The following is a 23988-nucleotide window of genomic DNA, read 5'->3' on the forward strand; positions in this document are numbered from 1 at the left end:
CACGAGAGGTGCGGCATGAAACCCTCCTACACGGCCGGGCCGGACATCCACGTCCTGCCCTCCGCACTGCCCATACCGGGCCTCGGCGACCAGCCGGTCAACGCCTTCCTCGTGCGGTCCGGGCAGCCGCTCCTCGTGGACACCGGCATGCCCGTCGACCGCGAGGGGTTCCTCGACTCCCTCTGGTCCCTGATCGATCCGGCCGACCTGCGCTGGGTGGCCGTCACCCACGACGACCGCGACCACACCGGCACCCTGGCCCGGATCCTGGCCGAGGCCCCGCACGCGAAGGTCCTCGCGAACGCGATATCAGTGACGCGAATATCAGAAGAGTTCGACATTCCCGGGGACCGGGTAGTAACAGCGAACCCGGGAAGTCGGGTGAAAATCGGCGACCGCGAGCTGAGCTTTCACCGGCCGCCCACCTTCGATTCACCCGGCACCCTCGCCGTGTTCGACCATTCCGATGGAACGCTCTACAGCTCCGACAGCTTCGGCACCGTAGTCGAGGAGATCACCCAGGAATTCACCGACCTTTCCGAGGAGGAGTTCTTCCGCGGATTCGACGTCCTGAACCGGGCGATAGCCCCGTGGACCGCGCTGGTCGACGAGGCGAAGTTCGTCCGGCCCGTGCGCGAACTGGCCGCGCTGCGCCCGGCCCGCCTGCTGAGCGCCCACGGCCCGACCGTCCGCGAGGCCGCCGTGCCCCGGCTCCTCGACGCGATGGCCCGCATCCCGTCCCTGCCCGCCTGGCTGCCCGGCGCCGACCTCGACCTCGAGGCGGCGCTGGACGCCCACGAGTCCACCGCCGGCTGACCCCCGCCGCGCACGAACCGAGGAGAACCATGCCCGACCCGACCACCGCCGACCTGACCCCGCCGCGCGGAGTCGTCACCGTCTTCTCCGACATCTGGTGTTCCTTCGCGCACATCGCGATCCACCGGCTGCACGCGGCCCGGGCCCGGCTGGGCCTGGAGGAGCAGGTCGCCTTCGACCTGCGGGCCTTCCCCCTGGAGCTGCTCAACGACGCCCCGAGCCCGCGCCCCGGCACGGACAGCGAGGTCGCCCGGATGGCCAGTCTGGAACCGGGCGCCGGCTGGCAGCTGTGGCAGGCCAAGGACTGGCTCTACCCGTCGACGACCCTGCCGGCGCTGGAGGCCGTCCTCGCGGCGAAGGAGCAGGGCCTGAACGCCTCGGAGCAGCTCGACCTCGGCCTGCGCCGGGCGTTCTGGGCCGAGTCCCGCTGCATCAGCCACCGCAAGGTGATCCTCGACGTGGCGGCCGACACCGGCGTGGTCGACGTCGACGCCCTGACCGAGGCACTGGACGACGGACGGGCCCGCCGGGCCCTCGCCGACCAGGCCGCCCTCTCCCGGACCGACCGCGTGAACTGCAGCCCGCACCTGTTCCTGCCCGACGGCTCCGACCACGCCAACCCCGGCATCGAGGTGGGCTGGGAGGGCGCGTACGGCATCGGCTGGCCGGTCATCTCCTCGGACGATCCGAAGGTGTACGAGGACATTCTGCTGCGGGCCGCCACCGAATAGCCGTACCGGGCCGCTCGGGCGGTCATTTCACCGGAACGACGGCCAGGCATTCCTTTCGAGGAATGCCTGGCCGTCGTTCCTTTTTTATTTCCGCAGAACATCGCGGTGATTATTAATTGCGTGACCCGGCCGTTATTCGCAAGGCCGGTCGCACCTCCTACAGTCGTTCTCGCCGGCCGGAATTCCGGAGGCAGATTCACAGCGGCATTCTCATTGGCATTCCACATCCACAGCGGGAGCACTTCATGTCGTTGACCGACAAGGCAGACGTCAGCACCTTCGTCGACCTCACCCAGCACGAGATCGAGGCGCTGAAGACGCGGTTCAACCTCGCCGACGCGCACACCCACCAGCGCCAGTCCGCCTCCCAGGAGCAGATCGTCTCGCGGCTCCCCGAGCTCTGGCACGAGTCCGAGTCGAAGCAGCAGGCCCACTTCGAGCGCCAGTTCCTCGACGCGTTCTTCCGCCTGCACCGCCAGCCGACCGCCCGGGCGATGGAGCGCACGCTCCTGTCGTACTCCGCCAGCGTCTCCACCATGGTCGCCGGCATGTTCCTCAAGCAGCGCGGCAAGTCCGTGCAGCTGGTCGAGCCCTGCTTCGACAACCTGGTGGACCTGCTCCGCAACATGCAGGTGCCGATCTCCCCGCTCGCCGAGTCGGCGCTGCACGACAAGGACGCCATCTACGACCGGCTGGTCGAGCAGGTCGACGCGGACGCGATCTACCTGGTCGACCCCAACAACCCCACCGGCTTCACCCTGCTCGCCGAGAAGCTGGAGGGCTTCCGCGAGGTCGTCCGCTACTGCGTCGACCACGACAAGGTCCTGGTGATGGACTTCTGCTTCGCCTCCTTCGCGCTCTGCGACGAGGGCGTCGGCCGGGTCGACATCTACCGGCTCCTGGAGGACTCCGGGGTCACGTACATGGTCATGGAGGACACCGGGAAGACCTGGCCGATCCAGGACGCCAAGTGCGCCATGATCACCGCCAGCCGGGACATCCAGGAGGAGGTCTACAACCTCCACACCAGCGTCCTGCTCAACGTGTCGCCGTTCGTCCTCAACATGGTCACGCAGTACGTCGAGGACTCCATCTCCGACGGCTTCGCCTCCGTGCGCGACATCATCACGACCAACGGCGAGGCGGCCCGCGCCGCGCTGAACGGCACCATCCTGGAGTTCCAGGAGCCGGTCGTCGGCACCAGCGTCGCCTGGTTCCGGATCAAGCCCGAGCACGTGACCGCCACCCAGCTCCAGGCCGTCCTCTTCGACGAGGAGGTGTACGTCCTGCCGGGCACCTTCTTCTACTGGAACACGAAGGAGAAGGGCGAGCGCTTCCTCCGCCTGGCCCTGGCCCGCGAGCCCGAGCTGTTCGCCGGCGCGATGGAGCGGATGCGGAAGGTGCTCGAGCGCTATGCCGGCTGACCCCTCCCCCGCGGTGTTCATCGACGCCACCCTCTTCATGGGCATGCACAGCAAGGACGACGCCGTCCGGATCGCCGCCAAGTCCTTCTTCGCGGACCGGCTCGCCGCCGGGCAGGCCGGCCGGATCGTCATGAGCTGGGAGCAGGTCGGCCGCTGCGACGACCTCGTGTGGCGCTACGGGCGGCGCGTGCAGGACGCGTACTACCCCTTCATGGACGTCCTCCACACCGACCTGGCGGTCGACCGGATCGCCTACGACGAGGAGGACGTCCGCCGGGCCCTCACCGCACCCGGGCTCGACGGACTGCCCACCCATGAACGGCTCGTCCTCGCGCAGGTCCTCGGCAAGGGGGGCGTGCTCCGCACAGCGAGCCCCCGGCTGCTCCGTACGACCGGACTTCCCGTCGAACCGATCGTGCGGGACGGGGCTCGAAGCCCGGTGGAGGAACCCTCGTTCCCCGCATACCTGGAGGAGCTCTACCAGCGGTCGCTGGTCCTGTCGGTCGTCTCCGAACAGCTCTGAACGGCCGCGCCCACCCTCCGAACCACCTCTGGACCCATTTCCGAAGGGCACCCCTCTCATGCCTGGCACCTACTCCGGGACCATCGTCCCGCTGATCACCCCGTTCGACGAGCACGGCACCGTCGACCGGCGGAGCGTCGCCCGCCTCGTCGACCACGTCCGCGCCGAGGTCTCCGGCCTCATGCCGGCCCTGACCTCCGGCGAGGGCTGGGCGCTGGACGCCCGCCAGTGGCACGACGTCGTGGCGTACACCGTCGAGCACGCGGACGGCCTGCCCGTGCTCGCCGGCATCCAGCTCCCCGACACCGACGCGGTGATCGACCGGGCCCGCACGGCCGCCGCGCTCGGGGCCGACGCCGTCGTCGTCACCACGCCGTTCGGCGCGGACGTGACGCAGGACGCGATCGTCGACCACTACCGGTCGATCCGGGCCGCGCTCGACCTGCCCGTCTTCCTCTACAACGAGGAGGCGCTGTCCGGCAATCGCATCGCCTTCGACACCCTGCTGCGGATCTGCAAGGAGATACCCGGCATCGTCGGCATCAAGGAGTCGAGCGGCGACGCCGCCTTCACCCGCGAGATGGCGGAGGCCGGCACCGGCATCCCCGTCTTCGAGGGCTGGGAGAACCTCCTCGTCGACGCCCGCGGCATCCAGGGCTTCATCGGCCCGCTGGCCAACCTCGAACCCGGTCTGTGCAACGCCATGCTGGTCGACCCGACCCCGGACCGGCAGGCGGAGATCAACACCGTCTGCGAGCGGTACGGGGTGTTCCGCGACGACTGGTACCGGTGGGTGAAGAAGGAGCTGCACCGGCGCGGCGTGATCAGCTCCCCCACCACCCACGAGGAGGCGAAGGCGGCATGAGCGCCCCCTCGTCCCCCGCCCCCGCCCCGTCCCGCGCGACCGTCCCGGTCGCCGCCCACTCGGTCGCGGCCCCGGCCGCGACCGCCCAGCGCACCCTGCACGAGCTCTACCGCCGGGTCCCCAACCTCGGCGACTACGGCTCGATGACCGCCATCGAGGAGCGCTGGATCCTGCCGAAGGCGCGGGCCCACGAGGCCGCCGCGCCCCGGTTCGGCTCGGCCGGCGAACTGCTCCAGGCGCTCAGGGAGTTCCTCGCCGAGGAGGAGGCCGCGCTCCCCGAGAGCGCGACCTTCCTGGCCGAGCACGCGACGCTCGACCAGTTCAAGGTCGTGGTGCGGCAGTTCGCCCTCGACGGCCTCACCGAGTCGGAGTCGCTCCTCCCGGTCGTCCCCCGGCTGCCGTACCGCTCGGCGATGGCGGTCTTCCGGGTCCTCATCGACGAACTCGGCTGCGGCAACGAGGAGAAGGCGCACTCCCAGCTCTACCGGGACCTGCTCACCGAACTGGGGCTGAGCCTCCGGCTCGACGACTACCTCGACGAGACGTCGCCGGAGTGCTTCGCCTACGTCAACATGTTCCACTGGCTGGCGAGCCGGGCGCCCTCGCCGCAGTACTTCCTCGGCGCGTACGCCTACTTCGAGACGAGCGTGCTCTACGCCTTCCAGAGCTTCGCGCGGGCGGCGCGGCGGCTCGGGATCGTCCACGACGCCTACTACACCGAGCACCTGTACATCGACGCCTACCACAGCAACCACATGCGGACGGCGATCCGCTCCCTGGAGGAGCCCGACCTCGCGAAGATCTGGGCGGGCGTGCGGCTGGCCTCCGACATCGTCGGCGAGGCCACCGAGGCGGCCGTCGCGCGGGCCCGGGGGACCGCCGCGTGACCGCCGTGCCGGCGGGGCGGCGCCGGGAGGGCGGCGAGCCCTCCGTCCGCCAGGTGACCGAGGACCTCGTCCTGGTCGAGGTCGGCGGCCGCAAGGTCCTCGCGGCCGCCCTCTGCCCGCACCGCGGGGGCAGGCTCAAGTACGGCAGGGTCGACGGGGACAGGCTGCGCATCACCTGCCCCCTGCACCACACGACCTTCGACCTGACGAGCGGCGAGCGCACCTCGGGGGCGGCCTGCGCCGCCCTCCGGGTGGTCGACGTGCTGCCCGGCGACCCCGGTGCCCAGGGCCGGGCCGGGGGCGCCCCGTGACCACCACACCGACCGGGGCGGCGTCCGTCGTGACGCCGCCCCGCGCGGCGGCCGACCACGACGGCGTGGCACCGGTGCCGGCGTCCCTGCGGACCTCGGCACCCGCCGCGTTCGGCTGGATCTGGCCGTCCGCCCAGTTCTCCTTCGGCACGGTCGTGCTCGGCGCGCTGCCCGTGGTCTTCGGCCTCGGCTGGTGGGCCTCGGCGAGCGCGATCGCCGTGGGCGTCGCCGTCGGCACGGTGCTGCTGGCGCCGCTGGCCCGGTTCGGCGTCCGCACCGGGACCAACGACCCGGTGGCGAGCGGGGCCCACTTCGGCGTCCGGGGCCGGGTCGTGGGCAACGCGCTCACCGTGGTGACGGCGCTCGGCTTCTTCGCGATCGCCGTGTGGACCGGGGGCACCGCGGTCATGGTGGCCGGCCACCGGCTGCTGTCGACGCCGACGGGTCCGGGACCGCTGACGGCCGCGATGGCGGTGACGGCCGGGGCGGTCGCGCTGGTGGCCGTGCGCGGTCACGAGGCGCTGGTCCGCACGTACCGCGTCACCGCCGTCACCGGCGGGGCGGTGCTCCTCGGCACCGTCCTCGTGCTCGCCCCCCGGTTCGACGCGGGGTACGCCGGCGGGACCCTGGCGCTCGACAGCGGCCTGCACACCTGGCTGCTGGCGGCCACCGCCTCCGCGACGGTGCCCCTCTCGTACGCCACCTTCCAGGGCGACTACACCCGCTTCATGCCCGCCGCCACCCCCACCCGGCGGGTGATGCGGGCCAGCGGGACCGCGATGTTCCTCAGCAGTCTCGCCGCGCTCCTCACCGGCGCGTACGTGACGACCCTCTTCCCCGTCCCCGACGATCCCTGGCTCCAGGGCCTGACGGACGCGGTGCCCGGCTGGTTCGCCGTCGCGGTCGTGGTCTTCGGCTTCGCGGGCACCCTGCCGCAGGCCGGCCTCTGCCTGTACGCGGCCGGGCTCTCCGCCAACTCCGTCTTCTGGCGCTCCTCACGAGCCGCCGTGACCACCGCGGTCGCGCTCCTCGCGGCGGCCGTGCTCTACCTCGGAGCCGTGGTGTACGACGCCATGGACGCGATGTCGGCGTTCGTCACCCTGCTCCTGACGGTCGTCGCCCCCTGGGCGGCGGTCCTCTCCGTCGGCTACGTGCTCCACCGGGGCCGCTACGACGCCGAGGCGCTGCGCTCCTTCACCGTGGGCGGCGGCGGACGCTACTGGTACACGGGCGGGGTCAACGCGCGGGCCGCGGCGGCCTTCGCCGCCGGCTCCGCCGTCGGGGTGCTGTGGGTCAACAACCCGCTCTACACCGGCCCGTTGACCCGACTGACCGGCGGGGTCGACCTGAGCCTGCCGGCCTCCTTCGCGGTCGCCGCGGCGCTGTACGCGGCCCTGTGCCGGATCTGGCCCGAGCCCGCGCCGCTGCCCGCCCTCCCCTGACCCGCTCGCGGACGCTCCCGCCCGCCCGAGATCGCCGAGGTGCCCCTTCATGTCCCTGTTCCGACTCACCGTCCGGTCGGTCGCCGAGGAGGCGGCGGGCGTCCGCGGACTGCTCCTCGCCGACCCCGCGGGAGCCGCGCTGCCGCCGTGGGAACCCGGCGCGCACCTGGAGGTGACCCTCCCGTCCGGTGCGGTCCGGCACTACTCGCTCTGCGGCGACCCCGCCGACCGGAGCGCCTACCGGCTCGGGGTGCTGCGCGAACCGGCGGGCCGCGGCGGCTCGGAGGAGGTCCACACCGCCGTCGGGGAGGGCGCCCTCCTCGGCGTCCGGGGCCCCTTCCAGCGGTTCCCGCTGGTGCCCGCCGAGCGGTACCTGTTCGTCGCGGGCGGCATCGGCATCACCCCGCTGCTGCCGATGGTCCGCTCCCTCCCGCCGGGGACCTGGTCCCTGCTGTACGGCGGCCGGAGCCTGGCGTCGATGGCGTACCGCGAGGAACTGTCCGCGCTCCCCGGGGTCACGCTCGTGCCCGAGGACACGGCGGGCCGGCCCGATCTGGACGCCGTCCTCGCCGGGCAGCCCCCCGGGACGGCCGTCTACTGCTGCGGCCCGGACGGACTCCTGCGGGCGGTGGCGGACCGGTGGACCGGGCCGCTGCACACCGAGCGGTTCGGCGCGGCGGACCCGGAGCCCGCGCCCTCCGGCGGCGGCTTCGAGGTCGAGCTGCGCCGCAGCGGGCGCACGCTCCGGGTGGAGCCGGGGCGGAGCCTCCTCGACGCCGTGCGGGAGGCGGTGCCCGGGGTCGCGTACTCCTGCGAGGAGGGCTGGTGTGGCACCTGTGAGACGAAGGTCCTCGACGGGACGCCCGAGCACCACGACTCCGTGCTCGGCGAGGACGAGCGGACCTCGGGGACGACGATGATGATCTGCGTCGGCCGGTCGCGCGGCCCGCGGCTCTCGCTGGACCTGTGAGGAACGGACGGGCCCGCACGCCCTGGAGGGGTGCGGGCCCGTGCCGGTGCGTCCGGGTGCCGGTGCGTCCGGGTCCCGGTGCGTTCGGGTCCCGGTGCGTCGGGGTGCCGGTGCGTCGGGGTGCCGGTGCCGTCTCAGGGCGCCGCACTCAGGGGAAGATCACCAGCGCCCGGCCGCCCTTGCCGGCGAGCATGTTCTCGAAGGCGCCCGGGATGCCGTCGAGGGAGATCCGCTCGGTGACCAGGGCGCCGAGGTCGAACCGGCCCGCGCGGATGTGCTCGGCGAGGACCGGCAGGTCCTCCGCCGGGTTCGAGTCGCCGTAGACGCAGCCGGCGAGCGTGCGGCCCCAGTGGAACAGCTCCAGGGCGTTGAAGGTGACCTGCTGGTCCTTGCCTCCGATGCCGACGACCGTGGTGCGGCCGCCGCGGCGGGTGGACTCCCACGCCGTGCGGATCGTGACGGCGCGGCCGACGCACTCGACGGCCACGTCGACGCCGTGGCCGCCCGTCAGCCGCCGGATCTCCTTCGCCGTCGTCTCCGAGGCGACGACGTACTCGGTCGCCCCGGCCGCCCGGGCCAGCGCCTCCTTCTCCGGGGAGACGTCGACCGCGACGATCGTCGAGGCGCCCGCGATCCGGGCGGCCTGGAGGGTGGCGAGGCCGACGCCGCCGACGCCGAAGACCGCGACGGTCTCGCCCTCCCGGACCCGGGCCGAGTGGTGGACCGCGCCCCAGCCGGTGAGGACGGCGCAGCCCAGCAGGGCGGCGTCGGTGAGCGGGACGCCGTCGGGGACGGGCAGAACGCAGTTCGCGGCCACGACCGTCTCCTCGGCGAAGGCGGCGACGTTCAGGCCGGGGTGGAGCGCGGTGCCGTCGGCCGTGTGGGCGTGCACGTTGCCCGCGCCGGTGAGCGCGTCGGCGCAGAGCCACACCTCGCCCAGCGAGCAGGAGTGACAGCGGCCGCAGGACGGGGCCCAGTTGAGGACGACGCCGTCGCCGGGCGCCACGACGGTGACCCCCTCGCCGACGGAGACGACCGTGCCGGCGCCCTCGTGTCCGAGGACGGCGGGGACCGGCACGCGCATCGTGCCGAGCGAGAGCGAGAGATCGGAGTGGCAGACGCCGGCGGCGGCGAGGCGGACCCGGACCTGGCCCGGGCCGGGCTCGGGGAGTTCGATGTCGGTGATCTCCAGCGGGGAGCCGACGGCGGGCAGGACGGCGGCGCGGATCGTGCTCACGTGGACTGCTCCTCGGGGCTCAGAACTGGAGGGACTTGGTCTGGAGGTACTCGGCGAGGCCGTGCGCGCCGAGCTCCCGGCCCACACCGGACTGCTTGTAGCCGCCGAAGGGGGCCAGGGGGTTGAAGCGGCCGCCGTTGATGTCGACCTGCCCGGTCTCCATCCGGCGGGCGAAGGCGACGGCCTCGGCCTGCTCGCCCCAGACGGCGCCGGCGAGGCCGTAGACCGTGCCGTTGGCGATCGCGAGGGCCTCGTCCTCGTCCTCGTACCGCAGCAGGGAGACGACGGGCCCGAAGATCTCCTCCTGGGCGATGGTCATCTCCGGGGTGACGTCGGCGAAGACGGTCGGCGCGACGTAGTACCCGGTCTCGCGCGGGGCGTCGGGGCCGCCGGCGACGAGACGCGCGCCCTCCTCGATCCCCTTCCGGATGTAGCCGCGGACGCGCTCCTGCTGCCGGGCGTTGACGAGGGGGCCGACGCGCTCGCCGGGGACGTACTTGGCGACCGCCTCGGCCGCGAGCGCGACGGCCTCCTCGTACCGGTCGGCGGGGATCAGCATCCGGGTCCAGGCGCTGCACGTCTGGCCGGAGTTGGACATGACGTTGGCGATGCCGACGGCGACGGCCTTGGGCAGGTCGGCGCTCGGCAGGACGACGTTGGCGGACTTGCCGCCGAGTTCGAGGGCGACCCGCTTGACGGCGCCGCCCGCGAGGGCGCCGATGCGGCGGCCGACGGCGGTGGAGCCGGTGAAGGAGACGAGGTCGACGTCCGGGTGCTCGGCGAGCGCCTGTCCGGCGACCGGACCGAGGCCGGTAACCAGGTTGAAGACGCCGGCGGGCAGGCCCGCCTCGTGCACGGCCTCGGCGAAGAGCTGGGCGGTCAGCGGGGTGTCCTCGGCGGGCTTGAGGACGGTGGTGCAGCCGGCGGCGAGCGCCGGGGCGACCTTGGCGACGATCTGGTGGAGCGGGTAGTTCCAGGGCGTGATGGCCGCGACCACGCCGACCGGTTCGGCGTAGACGGTGGAGTTGCCGACCTTCTCCTCGAAGGGGTGGGTGGCGGCGAGTTCGGCGTACGAGCCGGCGACCGCGATCGGCAGGCCCGTGTGCACGGCGGCGGCCAGCTGCGGCGGGGCGCCGAGTTCGGCGGTGACGGTGGCGGCGATCTCCTCGGCGCGGGCCGCGAGGGCGTCGCGCAGGGCGGCGATGCGCGCTCCGCGTTCGGCGGGCGCGGTGGCGGCCCAGCCGGGGAGCGCGGCGCGGGCGGCGCGCACGGCGGCGTCGACGTCCTCCGCGGTGCCCGCGGGGACGTGCCCGATGACCTGCTCGTCGGCCGGGTCGATCACCGGGATGGTGTCCGTGGAGGAGGCGGGGCGCCACTCCCCGCCGATGTACATCGCGTCGTGCGCGTCGTGGGCCTTCATGCGCTTCCCTCTCGTCACCCGGCCGACCGGTGCGGCGGCACCGCCCCAAACTAGCGCTGTTAGTTTTCCGGCGCCAGGGTCCGCCGGAGTGCCCCCGGTCTCACCCGGCGCGAACCGATCGTGCCGCCCCCGCGCTCCCCGTGTCCACGCCGGCCCCACAGCCGTGTGCCCCGGGAACCGTCGGGAACCCCCTTGCCCGCCCCGCCCCTTCCCGTATCGCGCCGTCCCGCCCCACCCGGCCCCGGGGCGTCCGCGCACAGGGGAACGCCCCGCCCGACGGAGCGGCTGGGTCCGTCGGGCGGGGCGTGACCGTGGGGAGCCGGACGAGCGGCTCGTGCCGGCGGGCCGGCTCTCCTCGCCGGGGCCGGGGCGTCCGGCTCGGGCGGGAGCCCCGGAGCGGTCAGATCTTCTGCGCGAGGTCGGTGAGGTGGGCGAAGACGACGATGTTCGCCGCGTAGCCCGTGGCGCGGTCGAAGGCCCCGCCGCAGGTCAGCAGCCTGAGCTCGGGACGCCCGGTGGCGCCGTACACCTCCTTGTCGGGGAAGCCCGCCTTCTCGTACGTCTGCACCCGGTCGACGGTGAACACGGCGACCTTGCCGTCGGCGCGGGCGATCCGCACGGTGTTCCCGGCGCTGAGCGAGTCGAGGTCGAGGAAGACCGCGGGTCCGGTCCTGGTGTCCCGGTGACCCACCACGACGGCCGTCCCTCGCTCCCCGGGGGTCACGCCCTTCGCGTACCAGCCGACGACGTCGGGGTTGTCGACCGGCGGCGTGGAGAGCCGCCCGGTGGCGTCGACGTCGAGCTCGACCACCGGGGCCTCGATGGTGATGGCCGGGACGGCCAGGGCAGTGGGGCGCGAGCGGGACAGCGGCGCGGGCGGCGGATCGGGCCGGGGCGTGGGAACGGCCTTGGGCCGGACCCTCGGCTTCGCCTTGTGGTCCACCGCCGCGGGCGCGCCGGCGGCGGGCTTCCCGGCCGCCGCCTTCGCCTCCGCCGCTTTCCCTTCCGCCGCCTTCCCGGCCACGGCGGCGTCCGCGGCCTTCCCGGGCGAGCCCGGGGCGGCCGGGCCGGCGGCGAGCGTCTGGTCGGCCGGCTCGTCGTCGCCGGCCCACCAGACGCCCCCGGTCACCAGGACCGTGGCCATCGCCACGGTCCGGGTGAGCCGGAGGAGCCTCCGCCGCCTGCGCGAGAGGCGGAACCTACGCGGCGCCATGGTCGCGGCGGCGCGAGCGGCGGATCAGGACCAGTCCGGCCGTGCCGGCGAGACCGGCCGCGACGGCCGCTCCGATGCCGAAGGCGGAGGAGTCCTCGGCCGCGATCTCCGCGCTGCCGCCGCCACCGGCGCCGACCGGACCGTGCGGGTGTCCGCCGGGACCGTGCCCCCCAGAGCCGCCGGGCCCTCCGGGCCCGCCCGGACCCCCGGAGCCGCCCGGGCCTCCGGTCGGCGGAGCGGTCGGCGAGGCGGTCGGGTTGGTGATGACGTCATCGGGACACGCGACTCTGAACACCTTCTGCTTGGCGGCCCCGCTCTGGCCCTCGAAGGTCCACACGACCTTGTACTGGCCGTTGGGCAAGGACAGGGGTGCGGTATGACCCGTCCCGGTCGCCAGGGTGATGTGCCCGCTGAGACTGGGGTCGGCTCCCTGGAGCGGCTGGGGCGAGATCTCCCAGTCGACCTCCTGGAGCGTGTCGAAGTTGAAGGCCGCCAGGTAGAACCTGCAGACCCTCGGCTCGTTGCTCTGGTCGTCGAAGGGCGTGCCGACCCTGTGGACCTTGATGTCGCCGTTGTCGCCGGGGGCGGCGTACGCGGAGGGCGCGCCCGCGAGGGCGAGGCTGCCGAGGGTGAGCGCGGCTGCGGCGGTGGCGGCGAGGGGCCGGGCGGTACGAGCGGTCATGCGGGTTCCTCCGGAAGGAGATCGTCGAACGGATCAACCGATAATCCGACTATCTGTCACCTCATGACTTCGGAGGGTGGCGACATGCACCCGCCACCCTCCGAATCGCCCGTCCGGCGCACACCCCCCGGTCACCGGCCGGAGGGCCCGAAGGGGCGGGGGCCGGAGACCCCGGCGCGACGCGGGTCAGATGATCCCGAAGACGATCCCCGCCGCCAGGACGACCAGCGAGGTGAGCGCGGCCCACTTCACCGTGAACCGGGTGTGGTCGCCGAACTCCACCTTCGCCATGCCGACGAGCACGTACACCGCGGGAACCAGCGGGCTCGACATGTGCAGCGCCTGGCCGACCAGCGACGCCCGGGCGATCTCCAGCGGCGGGACCCCGTGGGCGGCGCCCGCCTCGGCGAGGACCGGCACGACGCCGAAGTAGAAGCCGTCGTTCGACATGAAGTAGGTGAGCGGGATGCTCAGCACACCGGTGACCAGGCCCATGTGCGGCCCGAGGCCGTCGGGGACGGCGCCGACGAGCCAGTCGGCCATGTGCTCGACCATGCCGGTGCCGGTGAGGACACCGGTGAAGACGGCGGCGGCGAAGACCATGCCGGAGACGTTGAGGACGTTGTCGGCGTGAGCGGCGATGCGCGCCTTCTGCTCGGCCATGTTCGGGTAGTTGACGGTGAGCGCGAGAGCGGCGCCGAGGAGGAACAGGACCGGGATCGGCAGCAGTTCGAGGATCATCGCGGTGAGCAGCGCGACGGTCAGCCCCGCGTTGAACCAGTACAGCCGGGGACGGAGCGTCGGGCGGTGCGGGTCGAGTCCCTGGAAACCGTCGCCGGCGGCCGACACCGCTCCGGAGCCGTCGCCGCCCGGGGAGTCCGGTCGCTCGCCGCCTTCGGTGCCGTGGTCCTCGCCGCGGCCGGTGCCGCGGTCCCGGCCGGAGCCCGTGGGCCTCACCGGGCGGCCCGCGGCGGCACCCGGGCCGCCCGCCGCGACCAGGACGGTCCCGGACTCGGTCACCAGGGCCTCGTCGAGGGTGAGGTACCCGATCCGCTTCCGCTCGCGGCGCCCGAGGACGTACGCGAGGGCCAGGACGAAGAGCAGTCCCATGCCGAGCGCGGGGATCATCGGGACGAAGATGTCGGCGGCGTCGAGCTTGAGCGCCGTGGCGGCTCGGGCCGTGGGGCCGCCCCAGGGCAGGGTGTTCATGACGCCGTTGGCCGTGGCGGCGATGCCCGTCATGACGACCAGGCTCATGCCGAGCCGCTTGTAGAGCGGGTACATGGCCGAGACGGTGATCATGAACGTGGTGGAGCCGTCGCCGTCCAGCGAGACGATCGCGGCGAGCACCGCGGTGCCCACGACGACGCGCACGGGGTCCGCCTTGCAGAAGCGCAGGATGCCCCGGACGATCGGGTCGAAGAGGCCGACGTCGATCATGACGCCGAAGTAGACGATCGCGAACATCAGCATCGCGGCGGTCGGCGCCAGCTTGCCCACGCCCTCGATGACGTAGTCGCCGAGCCGGGGCCCCTGCCCGACCGCGACGCAGAAGAGCGCCGGGATCAGCACGAGCGCCGCGATCGGCGACATCTTCTTCATCATGATCAGGACCAGGAAGGTCGCGATCATGGCGAAACCGAGGACGGTCAGCATGGAGGACACCTCACGTTCACCCTTGAACTGCCGCCGAGCGGCGGTCCGGATGACCGTAGGTGCCCCCTTCCGCCGTCCACAAGACGTCGAGGCGTGAGCAATACGAGCAAAACCCCAGGTCACGGCTTTGGTGCCGGGACCGTCGCGGGCGGCGGTCACGGCAGGGGCGACACCTCGACGGGGAAGCCGTTGAGGACGGCGGTGCCGGACAGCGGGTCGATCCGGGACCCGTCGAGGAGCTGGTTGACGTTGACCCCGGGGCGGGCGGAGGCGACGGCGAGCCGGGTGCCCGCCCGGTCGTGGCCCCAGCCGTGCGGGAGGCTCACCACGCCCGGCCGCACCCCGTCGGTGACCTCCACGGGCACCTCCAGCTCCCCGCCCTCCCCCTTGACCCGGGCGAGGCCGCCGTCGGCGAGCCGCAGCCGGTCGGCGTCCCGGGGGTGCACCTGGAGCGTGCAGCGGTTCGAGCCGCCGCCGAGCGCGGGGGTGTTGTGCAGCCAGCTGTTGTTGGAGCGCAGGTGCCGGCGGCCGACGAGCTGGAGGGTCCCCGGCTCCGGCACGGTGTGCAGTGCCGCCCGCAGCCGGGGCAGGTCCGCGGCGAGCGGCGCGGGGAACAGTTCGATCCGTCCGCTGCGGGTCTTGAGCAGCTGGGGGATCCGCGGCTTCAGCGGCCCCAGGTCGATCCCGTGCGGGTGGGCCTTCACCTCGTCGAGGGTGAGCCCGTACGGGCCGAGGCGCAGCATCAGGTCGAGCCGCCGCTCGGGTCCGTCGGCGCCGGCGAGCCGGGCCGCGAACTCCCGGGGGTCGGCGCCATGGGCAGGCGAGTGCTCCTGGGTCACGGCCTTGGCGAGGGTGGTGTCGATGGCGAGCGCGTCGACCGCGGACGGCGGGGCGCCGTGCATGCCGGAGACGGCGAGGACGAGCCGGGCGTGGATCTCGCACTCGTCCATGCGGTCCGCTTCGAGGGGGACGGCCGCCGGGGTGTAGCGGACCTGGTCGCGGACGGAGAAGCCGTTGAAGGCGAAGTCGAAGTGGGCGCTCCGGGAGGGCGGGGGCGGGGGCAGCAGGACGTCGGCGTGGCGGGTGGTCTCGTTGAGGTACGGGTCGACGGCGACCATGAGGTCGAGGGAGGCGAGGGCCGCGTCGAGCCGGTTCCCGTCGGGCGCGGACAGGACGGGGTTGGCGGCGATGGTGATCACCGCCCGGATCCGTCCCTCCCCCGGTGTCTCGATCTCCTCGGCGAGTGCGACCAGGGGCAGTTCGCCCTTGACCTCGGGGTGGCGGGAGACCCTGCTGTGCCGGCGGCCCAGGGCGAAGCCCTTCCCCGGGCCGGCCGGCCGTGGGGCGGGGGCGGTGGCGGAGAGCGGGAAGAGGGCGCCGCCGGGCCGGTCGAGGTTGCCGGTGAGGACGTTGAGGACGTCGACGAGCCAGTTGCCGAGGGTGCCGTACTCCACGGTGGAGCTTCCCATCCGCCCGTAGACGGCGGCGGTGGGCGCGGCGGCGAGCTCACGGGCGAGGGCGCGGATGGTGTCCGCGTCCACGTCGCAGGCATCGGCGACCGCCTCGGGGGTGAACTCCCGTACGGCGGCCCGTACGTCCTCGACCCCCTCCACGTGGGCGGCGAGCGGGCCGAGGTCGGTGAGGCCCTCCTCGAAGAGGGTGTGGACGAGCGCGGCGAGGAGGAGCGCGTCGGCGCCGGGGCGGATCGCGACGTGCCGGTCGGCGAGGCGGGCGGTGCGGGTGCGCCGGGGGTCGACGACGGTGAGGGTGCCGCCGCGCCGGCGCAGCGCCTTGAGCCGGCCGGGGAAGTCGGGGGCGGTGCAGAGACTTCCGTTGGAGTCCAGCGGGTTGGCGCCGAGGATCAGCAGGTGGTCGGTGCGGTCCAGGTCCGGCACGGGGACGGCGAAGGGATCCCCGAAAAGCAGGCCGCTGGAGACGTGCTTGGGCATCTGGTCGAGCGTGGACGCGGTGAAGAGGTTCCGCGTCCGCAGGGCGCCGATCAGCAGGGGCGGGTAGAGGGCGCCGGCGATCGTGTGCACGTTGGGGTTGCCCAGGACGATACCCACGGAGTCCGGCCCGTATTCCTCGATCAGCGGCCTGATCCGCGCGGCGATCGTGTCGAACGCCTCGGCCCAGGTGGCCTCCTGGAGCCTGCCGTCCTTCCTGACCAGCGGGCCGCGCAGCCGGTCCGGGTCGGCGTCGACCTCGGGGAAGGCGGCGCCCTTGGGGCAGATGAACCCCTGGCTGAAGACGTCCTCCCGGTCGCCGCGGGCCCCGGTCACCCGGGGTCCGTCGAGCGTCAGGGTCAGTCCGCAGGTCGCTTCGCAGAGGGGGCAGATGCGCAGGGCGGTGGACATGGCGTCTCCCTGGGGCGGCGTCGGGTGGCGCCGAGCATACCGACCGGTAGGCACGTACGGGAGGGGGAGGGGACGGCGAGTGCGTGCGGGGCCGGGCGGGACCCGGCGGGTCCCGCCCGGGCGCTAGGACAGCGAGGGCGCCAGATAGGCGTGGAGCAGGTGGCGGGTCTCGTCGACGAGGGCGGGGTCGCCGTCGGGGTCCGTGCGGAAGGCGAGGCGCACGAGGGCGTCGGCGGTCTCGACCCCGACGAGGACCTTGCGGCGGAGGTCGTCGTCGGCGGTGCGGCCCAGGTGCTCGGCGAGGAGCCCGCAGATCCGTTCGGCCACGAGGCGGTTGGGGTCCTCGGCGAGCCCGTCGCCGCCCCCCTCGCCGCCGCCTGCGTCCGCGGCCTCCCCCGCGGCCTCCCCCGCGCCCTCCCCCGGGCCGCGATCCTCGCGCTCGCCGGCGCCCGTCCCGGAGGCGTCGCCGGGCGCCGCGGCGGGCACCCCGAAGTCGACGAGGGCGAAGCCGGGGACAGTCCGCTTCATGGCGATGAACTCGTCCAGGACGCCGTCGATCGCGCCGCGGGCGTCGAGCAGGGGCGTCGCGGCGAAGCGGCTGGAGATCCGCTCGGCGTACTGGTCGAGGTTGCGGTGCGCGAGGGCGGCGACCATCGCCCGCTTGTTCCCGAAGAAGCGGTAGACGGAGCCGATGGGGACCTCGGCGCGGACGGCGACGGCGCGGGTGCTCAGCTGCTCGTACCCGGTCTCGTCGAGGAGGGTGGCGCAGGCGTCGAGGATCCGTTCGAGCCGTTCGGCGCTGCGCTGCTGCACGGGGGTGCGGCGGAGCACCGGGGGCGTCTGGTGGCTGGTCTGGGGCACGGGGACCATGATGCCGCTCCGGTAGGCGGTCGGGCGAAGCCGGGGTTCAGGCGATGAGGAGTCCGATGCCTCCGAGGGTGTAGGCGATCATCAGCGCGAACAGCGGGAGTTGGCCGGCGACCGCCCGGGCGGGCGGGAAGAGGCGGACCGACCGGTCGTGGGCGGCGACGACGCCGAGGACGTGGCCGGTGACGATCGCGGCGACCTGGAGGGTCGCGAGGCCGGCGGGACCCAGGAGCGGGGCGGGTGCGGAGGCGTTGTCAGTGCCCGCTGCCATGATGACGGTGTGTGGTCCTTCGGTGACGAAGAGCGAGAAGTAGTGCGCGACGAGATAGCCGAGGGCAATGGGCAGGAGCGAGTGGGCGAAGGAGGTGAGGGGGGTGGTGAGGTCACGGCTCATCAGGCGCAGGGCCCCCGCGCAGAGTCCGTAGCAGCCGGCGGCGAGGGCGACGGCGGCGAGCAGGCCGAGCGTGGCGGTGGCGGTGGGGCCGAGGGGTGAGGTCTGGAGGGTGGTGATCCAGCGGGGGTTGTCGGAGAGGCCGTCGTAGGCGGTGGAGCCGAGGAGGACGCAGACGGTGGCGACGAGACCGGGGGTCTGCGGGGTGGAGTCGAGACCGTGGAAGGGGGAGCGCAGGACGAGCCGGCCGTCGTCGCGGCGGCCGAGCGGCGAGAGGCGGGCGAGGAGGGAGGAGTAGACCTCGAAGGGGTCGGCGTGGGCGAACCAGCGTGCGCCGTGGCGGGCGGCGCCGGCGAGTTGGACGGCGGTGTGCACGCCGAGGGCGATGAGGAGGGTGGTGCGGGAGGTGTTGTCGGGGGCGACGAGTTCGAGCCAGGTGAAGAGGAGGAGCCCGGCGGCGGCGGGGCGGATGCCGAGTGCGGCGGGCACCGGTCGGGGGCGCCGGGGCGGGTGGAGGGCGTGGACGGCGCGCAGGGGGTTGAGGAGGCGCCAGACGGGGCCGAGGAGCAGGGAGGCGGGGACCAGGCCGACCCAGAGGAGGACGTAGAGGGCGCCGGGTGCGGGGTTGCGGTCGGGGTCGTCGGGGCCGAGGAGGAGGTGGAGGACGACGAGGAGGGCCGCGGCGCCCCCGAGGAGACGGAGGGCGCCGCGGGTGGCGGGGGCGTCGGCCGCCCGCTGGAGGGCGGCGGGGAGCGGGCGGCCGGCCCGGTCCCCGCGGAAACGGGAGGTGGACCAGAGGAGTCCGAGGGCGAGGAAGGAGACGAGGAGCGCGGTGAAGGCACCGGCGTAGGCGTAGAAGGGAGAGAGGGGGAGATCGTGCCGGGAGCCCACGCCGTGGGCGAGCGGGAGACCGAGCGGCTCGGCGAGAGCGAGGGCGTGGGCGTGGGCGGCGGGTACGGCGGTCACCGGACGACGAGTTGGGTCAGCACGAGTCCGGACTCGTGCGTCTCGACCTCGAAGAGACCGGTGCGGTCGGCGGTGAGGGTGAGGGTGCCGGGGACGCCGGGAGAGAGGGCGAGTTCGCGGTCGTAGCCGTGCACGTGGACGGTGTCGGCGCGGTCGGCGGTGACCCGGAGGGTGAGGCGTTCGCCCTTCTTCAGTTCGACGCGGGACGGGGGTGGTGTGACGGTCTTTCCGGTGACGGTGACGGTGAGGGTCCGGCCGGCGGCGGGCGGGCGGCTCGTCGGCGCGGGGGCGGCGGGGGCGGCGGGGGCGCCGTCCAGGCGCAGGGTGGTCTGGACGGGGACGCCTGCGACGGCCCAGACCGTGTGGTCGTCCGCGTGGAGCCGGACGGTCAGGGTGTGGGCGCCGGGAGGCACGTACCCCCACGGGCCGTAGAGGCGGCCGGTCTCCCGGCCGTCGACCAGGAGGCGGGCGTGGCCGCGGCCCGGGAGGGCCGCGCCGCCGGTGCTGTCGGGGGTGAAACGGAACCTCTCCACGGTGAGGTGGACGTTCCAGCCGCCCTCGGGGTCGGGGCGGGCCTCGGCCCTGACGGTGGGGGCGTCGGCCGCGGGGAGCTGACGCAGCCGGTGGCCGCGTTCGTCCTCGGCCGGCAGGAGGGTGCCGCTGTCGCCGGTCGCCTCCTGGTGGGTGGTGCCGGGCTTGTGGTGGGTGGTGGCCCGGCCGCCGCAGCCCGTCAGGGCGAGCGCGGCGGCGAGGACGAGGGTGAGGAGGGGGGCCGCCCCGCGGGCCCGGGTCATGCCGGCCCGTCCGCGAGCTGCCCGGCGGGGGCGGCCGTGGGGTGTGCGGGGTCGGTGGCGGGCTCGGGCGGGCGGGCTCCGGCGGCGACGACGGCCCAGAGGACCCAGACGACCCCGAGCAGGAGACGGAACCACGCGGGGCTGACGGGGATGCCCGGGAGCATGAGGACCGCCTTGTCGAAGGCGTCGAGGAGGGTCAGGGCGCCGAGGGCCAGGGTGGTCCAGGCGAAGACGGGGCGGGCGGGCCGCAGGGCGAGGCCGACGAGGGTCCACCAGGTCCCGGTGAGGAGGAGTGCGAGGGCGGGGACGAAGGTCGGGGTGAGGGCGAGGGTCGAGCCGGCCACGTCGAGCGTCAGGCCCGCGAGGCCGACGAGGGTGGCGACGCCGGCGAGCCGGCTGCCGCGCAGGCGGCGCCACCAGAGGGCGAAGCCGGCGAGGGCGAGGACGAGGGCGCTGCCGAGGGCGAGCTGGGTCTCGACGCGCTGGAGGCCGCGGGCGCCGTACCAGTCGCAGCCGGCCGGGAGGCGGCGCGCCTGGACGTTGTAGTCGGCGCAGACGAGGAGCTGGGCGAGTTTGACGGGTTCGCCGACGAGCCGGTCGGTGTTCCCGGAGACCTCGCCGCGGCGGGGTCCGCAGGCGGGGAGGGCGCTGGGGGTGGCGGCGCCGGCGTCGGACTGCCAGCAGTTGCCGTCGCCCTGGCCGTCCCACCAGACCTCGGTGCGGTTGGGGCGGGCGTTGCCGGCCTTGTCGACGCCGAGGTGGTTGGCGGCGTAGCGGTTGTGGTGGGAGGTGTCGGTCTGCTTGCCCCAGGCGGACTCGCCGCGGATGAAGGCGGGGACGGCGCTGAGGAAGAAGGCGGCGCGCTGGTGGCCGTAGACCCAGTTGTCCTCGTAGAGGTTCCAGTTGCCGCCGGCGGTGATGATGCCGGTACCGGGCGGCATGGAGATCTGGGGGCAGACGACGCCCTGTTCGTAGCCGCGGTCGACGGGGGGCTTGGCGCAGGTGCCGTCGGCGACGTACGGGTAGTAGTTCTGGTTGTTGTCGTGGATCAGGTTGCGTTCGAAGCGGGCGTGGTTCTGGGGCAGTCCGGGGTGGCCGGGGAAGGCGGAGTCCATGGAGGCGCCGCCCATGTTGTGGTCGAGCTCGTTGTCGTGGACCCAGACGGAGTCCCCGGCGGTGCCGGAGTAGCCGACCATGTTGTGGTGGCTGCGGCAGCCGGTGATCTCGATGGAGTAGCGGGGGACGTCGTAGCCGTGGCCGTCGTTGATGTTCGAGGCCGAGCCGGGGTAGATGCCGGAGTCGCCGTTCCCGTAGGACTCGCAGTTCTTGTAGAGGCCGTGGTCGGAGGCGAAGGTGAGGAAGCCGTACTCGTCGTTCCAGCGGGTGAGGACGTCGTCGATGACGAAGCCGTCGGCGGCGAGCACGTACAGCGAGTTGAAGGTGGTGCGCTGGGCGGTGAAGTTGCGGAAGTAGATGCCGTCGGAGCCGTCGGCGCGCAGGGCGTTGAGCTTGCGGTACTTGGCGTCGATGACGACGTCCTGGCGGGAGGCGCCGGTGCCTTCGATCTGGAGGTTCTTCTTGCCGAGGATGGCGACGAGGTTCTGGTTGTGGGGGCAGCGCCGCTGCTGCTCGTAGCTGAGGATCTGGTAGCCCAGCGCGGACTTGGGGGCCTTGAGGGCCGCGCACTCCCCGGTGGGCCGGGGAAGGGAGGGTTCCTCCTCGTACAGGCCGGGGAGGATGGCGATGGTCATCCCGGGCCGGTCGACGGCGTCGACGGCCTGCTGGAGGTGGCGGTAGCCGCCGCGGGCGCAGCGGTCGTGGAGGGCGAGGTTGCGGGCCTTGAGGGCGGCCGGGAAGGCGGCGACGCGCCGCTCGAAGTCGGCCCGGTCGGTCTTGCAGACGAGGAGGTCGGGTTCGCCCGTGCGGAGGGTCGGCACGCTGCCGGTGCCGTCGGGCAGGGTGACGGGCCGCTCCTCGTGGGCCTGGGCCCCGGGTGCGGTGAGCAGGGCCGCGGTGAGGGTCGCGAGCACGACGGTGAGCGCGAGGACGAGTCTTCGGGTCCAGGACATGCGCGTGAGAGTAGAGCATTGTTCATCTTTTCTGACCCCCTCGCGCACGGACTTCTGCGCGGGCCCCCGCACGGCCGCGCGGCCGCCCCGGCGGAGCCGGGGACGAAGCAGCCCGAACGCCCCCAGGCCGGCCCGCGGCGCCCCGGGAAGATCCACGGAGGGGCCGCGCCCCGTTGACGGGAGGCGCGCGGAATCCTACGGTCATCCATAGGATTCCCTTGCGGGCTCAGGACAGGAGCGGGCGATGACCACGGAGCAGGCCAGAAAGACGGCCGAGGCGCTCACCTACCACACCGGTTTCGGCAACGAGCACAGCTCGGAGGCCGTCCCCGGAGCTCTGCCGGACGGCCGCAACGCGCCGCAGCGCGCCCCCCTCGGCCTCTACGCCGAGCAGCTCAGCGGCAGCGCCTTCACCGAGCCCCGCGCGCACAACCGGCGCTCGTGGCTCTACCGGATCCGCCCCTCGGCCGCCCATCCGCCGTTCACCCGGATCGACAACGGCGCCCTGCGCGGCGCGCCCTTCGCCGAGACCGTGCCCGACCCCAACCGGCTGCGCTGGAACCCGCTGCCCGACCCGGCCCCGGGCACCGACTGGCTGGCCGGCCTGTGGACCCTCGGCGGCAACGGCGACGCGGCCCAGCGGACCGGCATGGCCGTGCACCTCTACCACGCCAACGCCTCCATGGACCGGGTCTTCGGCGACGCGGACGGCGAGCTGCTGATCGTCCCGGAGCGCGGCGGCCTGCTGCTCCGCACCGAGCTGGGCCTGCTCGCCGCCCACCCGGGCGAGGTCGCGCTGATCCCCCGCGGGGTCCGCTTCCGCGTCGAGCTCCTCGACGACACGGCCCGCGGCTACGTCTGCGAGAACCACGGAGCCCCCTTCCAGCTCCCCGACCTCGGCCCGATCGGCGCCAACGGCCTCGCGAACGCCCGCGACTTCCGCGCCCCGGTCGCCGCGTACGAGGACGTCGAGGGTCCGGTCGAGGTGGTCAACAAGTACTGCGGCAACCTCTGGTCCGCCACGTACGACCACTCCCCGCTGGACGTCGTCGCCTGGCACGGCAACCACACCCCGTACGTCTACGACCTGCGCCGCTTCAACGTCATCGGGACGATCTCGTACGACCACCCGGACCCGTCGATCTTCACGGTGCTCACCTCGCCGTCCGACACCCCCGGGCTCGCGGGCGTGGACTTCGTGGTCTTCGCCCCGCGCTGGCTGGTCGGCGAGGACACGTTCCGCCCGCCGTACTTCCACCGCAACGTGATGAGCGAGTACATGGGCCTCATCGAGGGCGCCTACGACGCCAAAGCGGAGGGCTTCGTGCCGGGCGGCGGCTCCCTGCACAACATGATGTCCGCGCACGGCCCCGACCGGGAGACGTTCGACAAGGCCAGCGCCGCCGAGCTGAAGCCGCAGAAGATCGACGACGGCCTCGCCTTCATGTTCGAGACCCGCTGGCCGATGACCGCGACCCGGCAGGCCGCGGACGCCGACCACCTGCAGAAGGGATACGACGACGTATGGCAGGGTCTGGAGCGCCACTTCCGGCCGTAATGTCTCGGCCGTAAGCCCGTAGCCTTCGTACGGAGAACCCGTGACCGCCTTCGCACCCGACTCGCTGGTCCTGAACCGCAAGCTGCCGCTCTGGTATCAGGTCTCGCAGTCGCTGCGCGCCTCGATACTGGGCCGCACGCCCGACGCCTCGCTGCGGCTGCCCACCGAGGAGCAGCTCGCCGCCCACTACGGCGTCAGCGTGCTGACCATGCGCCAGGCCCTCAAGGAACTGGAGGGCGAGGGGCTGATCAGCCGGCACCGGCGACGCGGCACGTTCATCGAGCCGGGTGCCCGGCGGTCCACCCCGCGCCGGCTGCTGGGCTCGATCGACGCGATCGTGGCCCAGCAGTCGGGCGAGCGGACCACGGTCCTCGGGCACGGCCCCGAGCCGGTGCCGGGCGAGCTCGCCGAGTACTTCCCGGACGTGCCCGAGGTGGTGGCCTACCGCCGGCTGCGGCGCGACGGGGAGAGCGGCGAGCCCACCAACTGGGCGGAGAACGCGGTGCTCCCCGAGCTCGCGGCCGCCCTCGATCCGGCCGATCTGGAGCGCTGGCCGATGACGAAGGTGCTGCGGGACGTGGTCGGGGTGCGGATCAGCCGCATCACGGACACCGTCGAGGCGCGCCTCGCCGACCCGGAGACGGCGGGTCTGCTCCAGGTCCCCCTCCTCTCGCCGATCCTCCACTACACCGGCGTGACCTACGACGAGGACGGCAGGGTCGTCGACGTGGCCCGCATCCGCTACCGCGGCGACCGCTTCTCCTTCACGGTCACGGTCGAGGCCCACTGAACGCTGGAGCGGCACGGAG

Annotated in this window: 21 protein-coding genes; 11 read left to right on the forward strand and 10 right to left on the reverse strand. The window is 73.5% G+C overall.

Annotated elements, in window-relative coordinates; genetic code table 11:
• Positions 1-15 precede the first annotated feature (15 nt).
• From ACZ60W_RS02275 to ACZ60W_RS02315, 9 genes are all read left to right on the forward strand, one after another.
• The gene (locus ACZ60W_RS02275) at positions 16-816 is read left to right on the forward strand and encodes an MBL fold metallo-hydrolase (RefSeq protein WP_469753432.1); all 801 of its coding nucleotides are present in this window, start codon (positions 16-18) and stop codon (positions 814-816) included.
• A 29-nt stretch (positions 817-845) separates the two neighbouring features.
• Positions 846-1547: a DsbA family oxidoreductase gene (locus ACZ60W_RS02280; protein WP_469753433.1), complete on the forward strand. Its 702-nt coding sequence runs from the start codon at positions 846-848 to the stop codon at positions 1545-1547.
• 245 nt (positions 1548-1792) lie between these two features.
• Positions 1793-2971 carry a pyridoxal phosphate-dependent aminotransferase gene (locus ACZ60W_RS02285; protein WP_469753434.1) on the forward strand — a complete coding sequence of 393 codons (1179 nt, stop codon included), beginning with the start codon at positions 1793-1795 and terminating at the stop codon, positions 2969-2971.
• Positions 2961-3494: a DUF6190 family protein gene (locus ACZ60W_RS02290; protein WP_469753435.1), complete on the forward strand. Its 534-nt coding sequence runs from the start codon at positions 2961-2963 to the stop codon at positions 3492-3494. The genes ACZ60W_RS02285 and ACZ60W_RS02290 overlap by 11 nt, the downstream gene beginning before the upstream one ends.
• A gap of 58 nt (positions 3495-3552) precedes the next feature.
• Positions 3553-4359 (forward strand): dihydrodipicolinate synthase family protein, encoded by an 807-nt coding sequence (locus ACZ60W_RS02295; protein WP_469753436.1) that lies wholly within the window; start codon positions 3553-3555, stop codon positions 4357-4359.
• Entirely contained in the window at positions 4356-5246 is an 891-nt protein-coding gene (locus ACZ60W_RS02300) for an iron-containing redox enzyme family protein (protein WP_469753437.1), read from the forward strand. Before ACZ60W_RS02295 ends, ACZ60W_RS02300 begins: the two co-directional genes overlap by 4 nt.
• Positions 5243-5557, forward strand: coding sequence for a Rieske (2Fe-2S) protein (locus ACZ60W_RS02305; protein WP_366303941.1), 315 nt, complete (start codon positions 5243-5245; stop codon positions 5555-5557). The genes ACZ60W_RS02300 and ACZ60W_RS02305 overlap by 4 nt, the downstream gene beginning before the upstream one ends.
• Complete coding sequence (locus tag ACZ60W_RS02310; protein WP_469753438.1) at positions 5554-6999, forward strand: purine-cytosine permease family protein; 1446 nt, start codon at positions 5554-5556, stop codon at positions 6997-6999. Before ACZ60W_RS02305 ends, ACZ60W_RS02310 begins: the two co-directional genes overlap by 4 nt.
• A 49-nt stretch (positions 7000-7048) precedes the next feature.
• Complete coding sequence (locus ACZ60W_RS02315) at positions 7049-7969, forward strand: PDR/VanB family oxidoreductase (protein ID WP_469753439.1); 921 nt, start codon at positions 7049-7051, stop codon at positions 7967-7969.
• A gap of 148 nt (positions 7970-8117) precedes the next feature.
• On the opposite strand, the gene ACZ60W_RS02320 is transcribed toward ACZ60W_RS02315, so the two are convergent.
• The 10 genes from ACZ60W_RS02320 to ACZ60W_RS02365 form a co-directional block, all read right to left on the reverse strand.
• Positions 8118-9206 carry a Zn-dependent alcohol dehydrogenase gene (locus tag ACZ60W_RS02320; protein WP_469753440.1) on the reverse strand — a complete coding sequence of 363 codons (1089 nt, stop codon included), beginning with the start codon at positions 9204-9206 and terminating at the stop codon, positions 8118-8120.
• A gap of 19 nt (positions 9207-9225) precedes the next feature.
• Positions 9226-10626: an aldehyde dehydrogenase family protein gene (locus ACZ60W_RS02325; protein ID WP_469753441.1), complete on the reverse strand. Its 1401-nt coding sequence runs from the start codon at positions 10624-10626 to the stop codon at positions 9226-9228.
• Between the two features lie 400 nt (positions 10627-11026).
• Positions 11027-11770 (reverse strand): class F sortase, encoded by a 744-nt coding sequence (locus tag ACZ60W_RS02330; protein WP_469753492.1) that lies wholly within the window; start codon positions 11768-11770, stop codon positions 11027-11029.
• Positions 11771-11825: 55 nt separating this feature from the next.
• Positions 11826-12521 carry a hypothetical protein gene (locus ACZ60W_RS02335; RefSeq protein ID WP_469753442.1) on the reverse strand — a complete coding sequence of 232 codons (696 nt, stop codon included), beginning with the start codon at positions 12519-12521 and terminating at the stop codon, positions 11826-11828.
• Positions 12522-12707: 186 nt separating this feature from the next.
• The gene (locus tag ACZ60W_RS02340; RefSeq protein ID WP_469753443.1) at positions 12708-14177 is read right to left on the reverse strand and encodes a CitMHS family transporter; all 1470 of its coding nucleotides are present in this window, start codon (positions 14175-14177) and stop codon (positions 12708-12710) included.
• Positions 14178-14332: 155 nt separating this feature from the next.
• A complete protein-coding gene (locus ACZ60W_RS02345; RefSeq protein ID WP_469753444.1) occupies positions 14333-16534 on the reverse strand; it encodes a molybdopterin-dependent oxidoreductase in 2202 nt (733 codons plus the stop codon).
• 123 nt (positions 16535-16657) lie between these two features.
• Positions 16658-17404 (reverse strand): TetR/AcrR family transcriptional regulator, encoded by a 747-nt coding sequence (locus ACZ60W_RS02350; RefSeq protein WP_469753445.1) that lies wholly within the window; start codon positions 17402-17404, stop codon positions 16658-16660.
• Between the two features lie 37 nt (positions 17405-17441).
• Positions 17442-18683, reverse strand: a complete 1242-nt coding sequence (locus tag ACZ60W_RS02355) for a hypothetical protein (RefSeq protein ID WP_469753493.1) — start codon at positions 18681-18683, stop codon at positions 17442-17444.
• Between the two features lie 71 nt (positions 18684-18754).
• Complete coding sequence (locus ACZ60W_RS02360) at positions 18755-19552, reverse strand: cupredoxin domain-containing protein (RefSeq protein WP_469753446.1); 798 nt, start codon at positions 19550-19552, stop codon at positions 18755-18757.
• Positions 19549-21621, reverse strand: a complete 2073-nt coding sequence (locus tag ACZ60W_RS02365; RefSeq protein WP_469753447.1) for a right-handed parallel beta-helix repeat-containing protein — start codon at positions 21619-21621, stop codon at positions 19549-19551. Before ACZ60W_RS02365 ends, ACZ60W_RS02360 begins: the two co-directional genes overlap by 4 nt.
• 244 nt (positions 21622-21865) lie before the next feature.
• Here ACZ60W_RS02365 and hmgA point away from each other — a divergent pair, with 244 nt between their 5' ends.
• Together hmgA and ACZ60W_RS02375 are read left to right on the forward strand one after the other, a co-directional pair.
• A complete protein-coding gene (gene hmgA / locus ACZ60W_RS02370; RefSeq protein ID WP_469753448.1) occupies positions 21866-23179 on the forward strand; it encodes a homogentisate 1,2-dioxygenase in 1314 nt (437 codons plus the stop codon).
• A 40-nt stretch (positions 23180-23219) separates the two neighbouring features.
• Complete coding sequence (locus ACZ60W_RS02375; protein ID WP_469753449.1) at positions 23220-23969, forward strand: GntR family transcriptional regulator; 750 nt, start codon at positions 23220-23222, stop codon at positions 23967-23969.
• The last annotated feature ends 19 nt before the right edge of the window (positions 23970-23988 follow it).

The sequence above is a fragment of the Streptomyces sp. NPDC104202 genome (assembly GCF_055584185.1).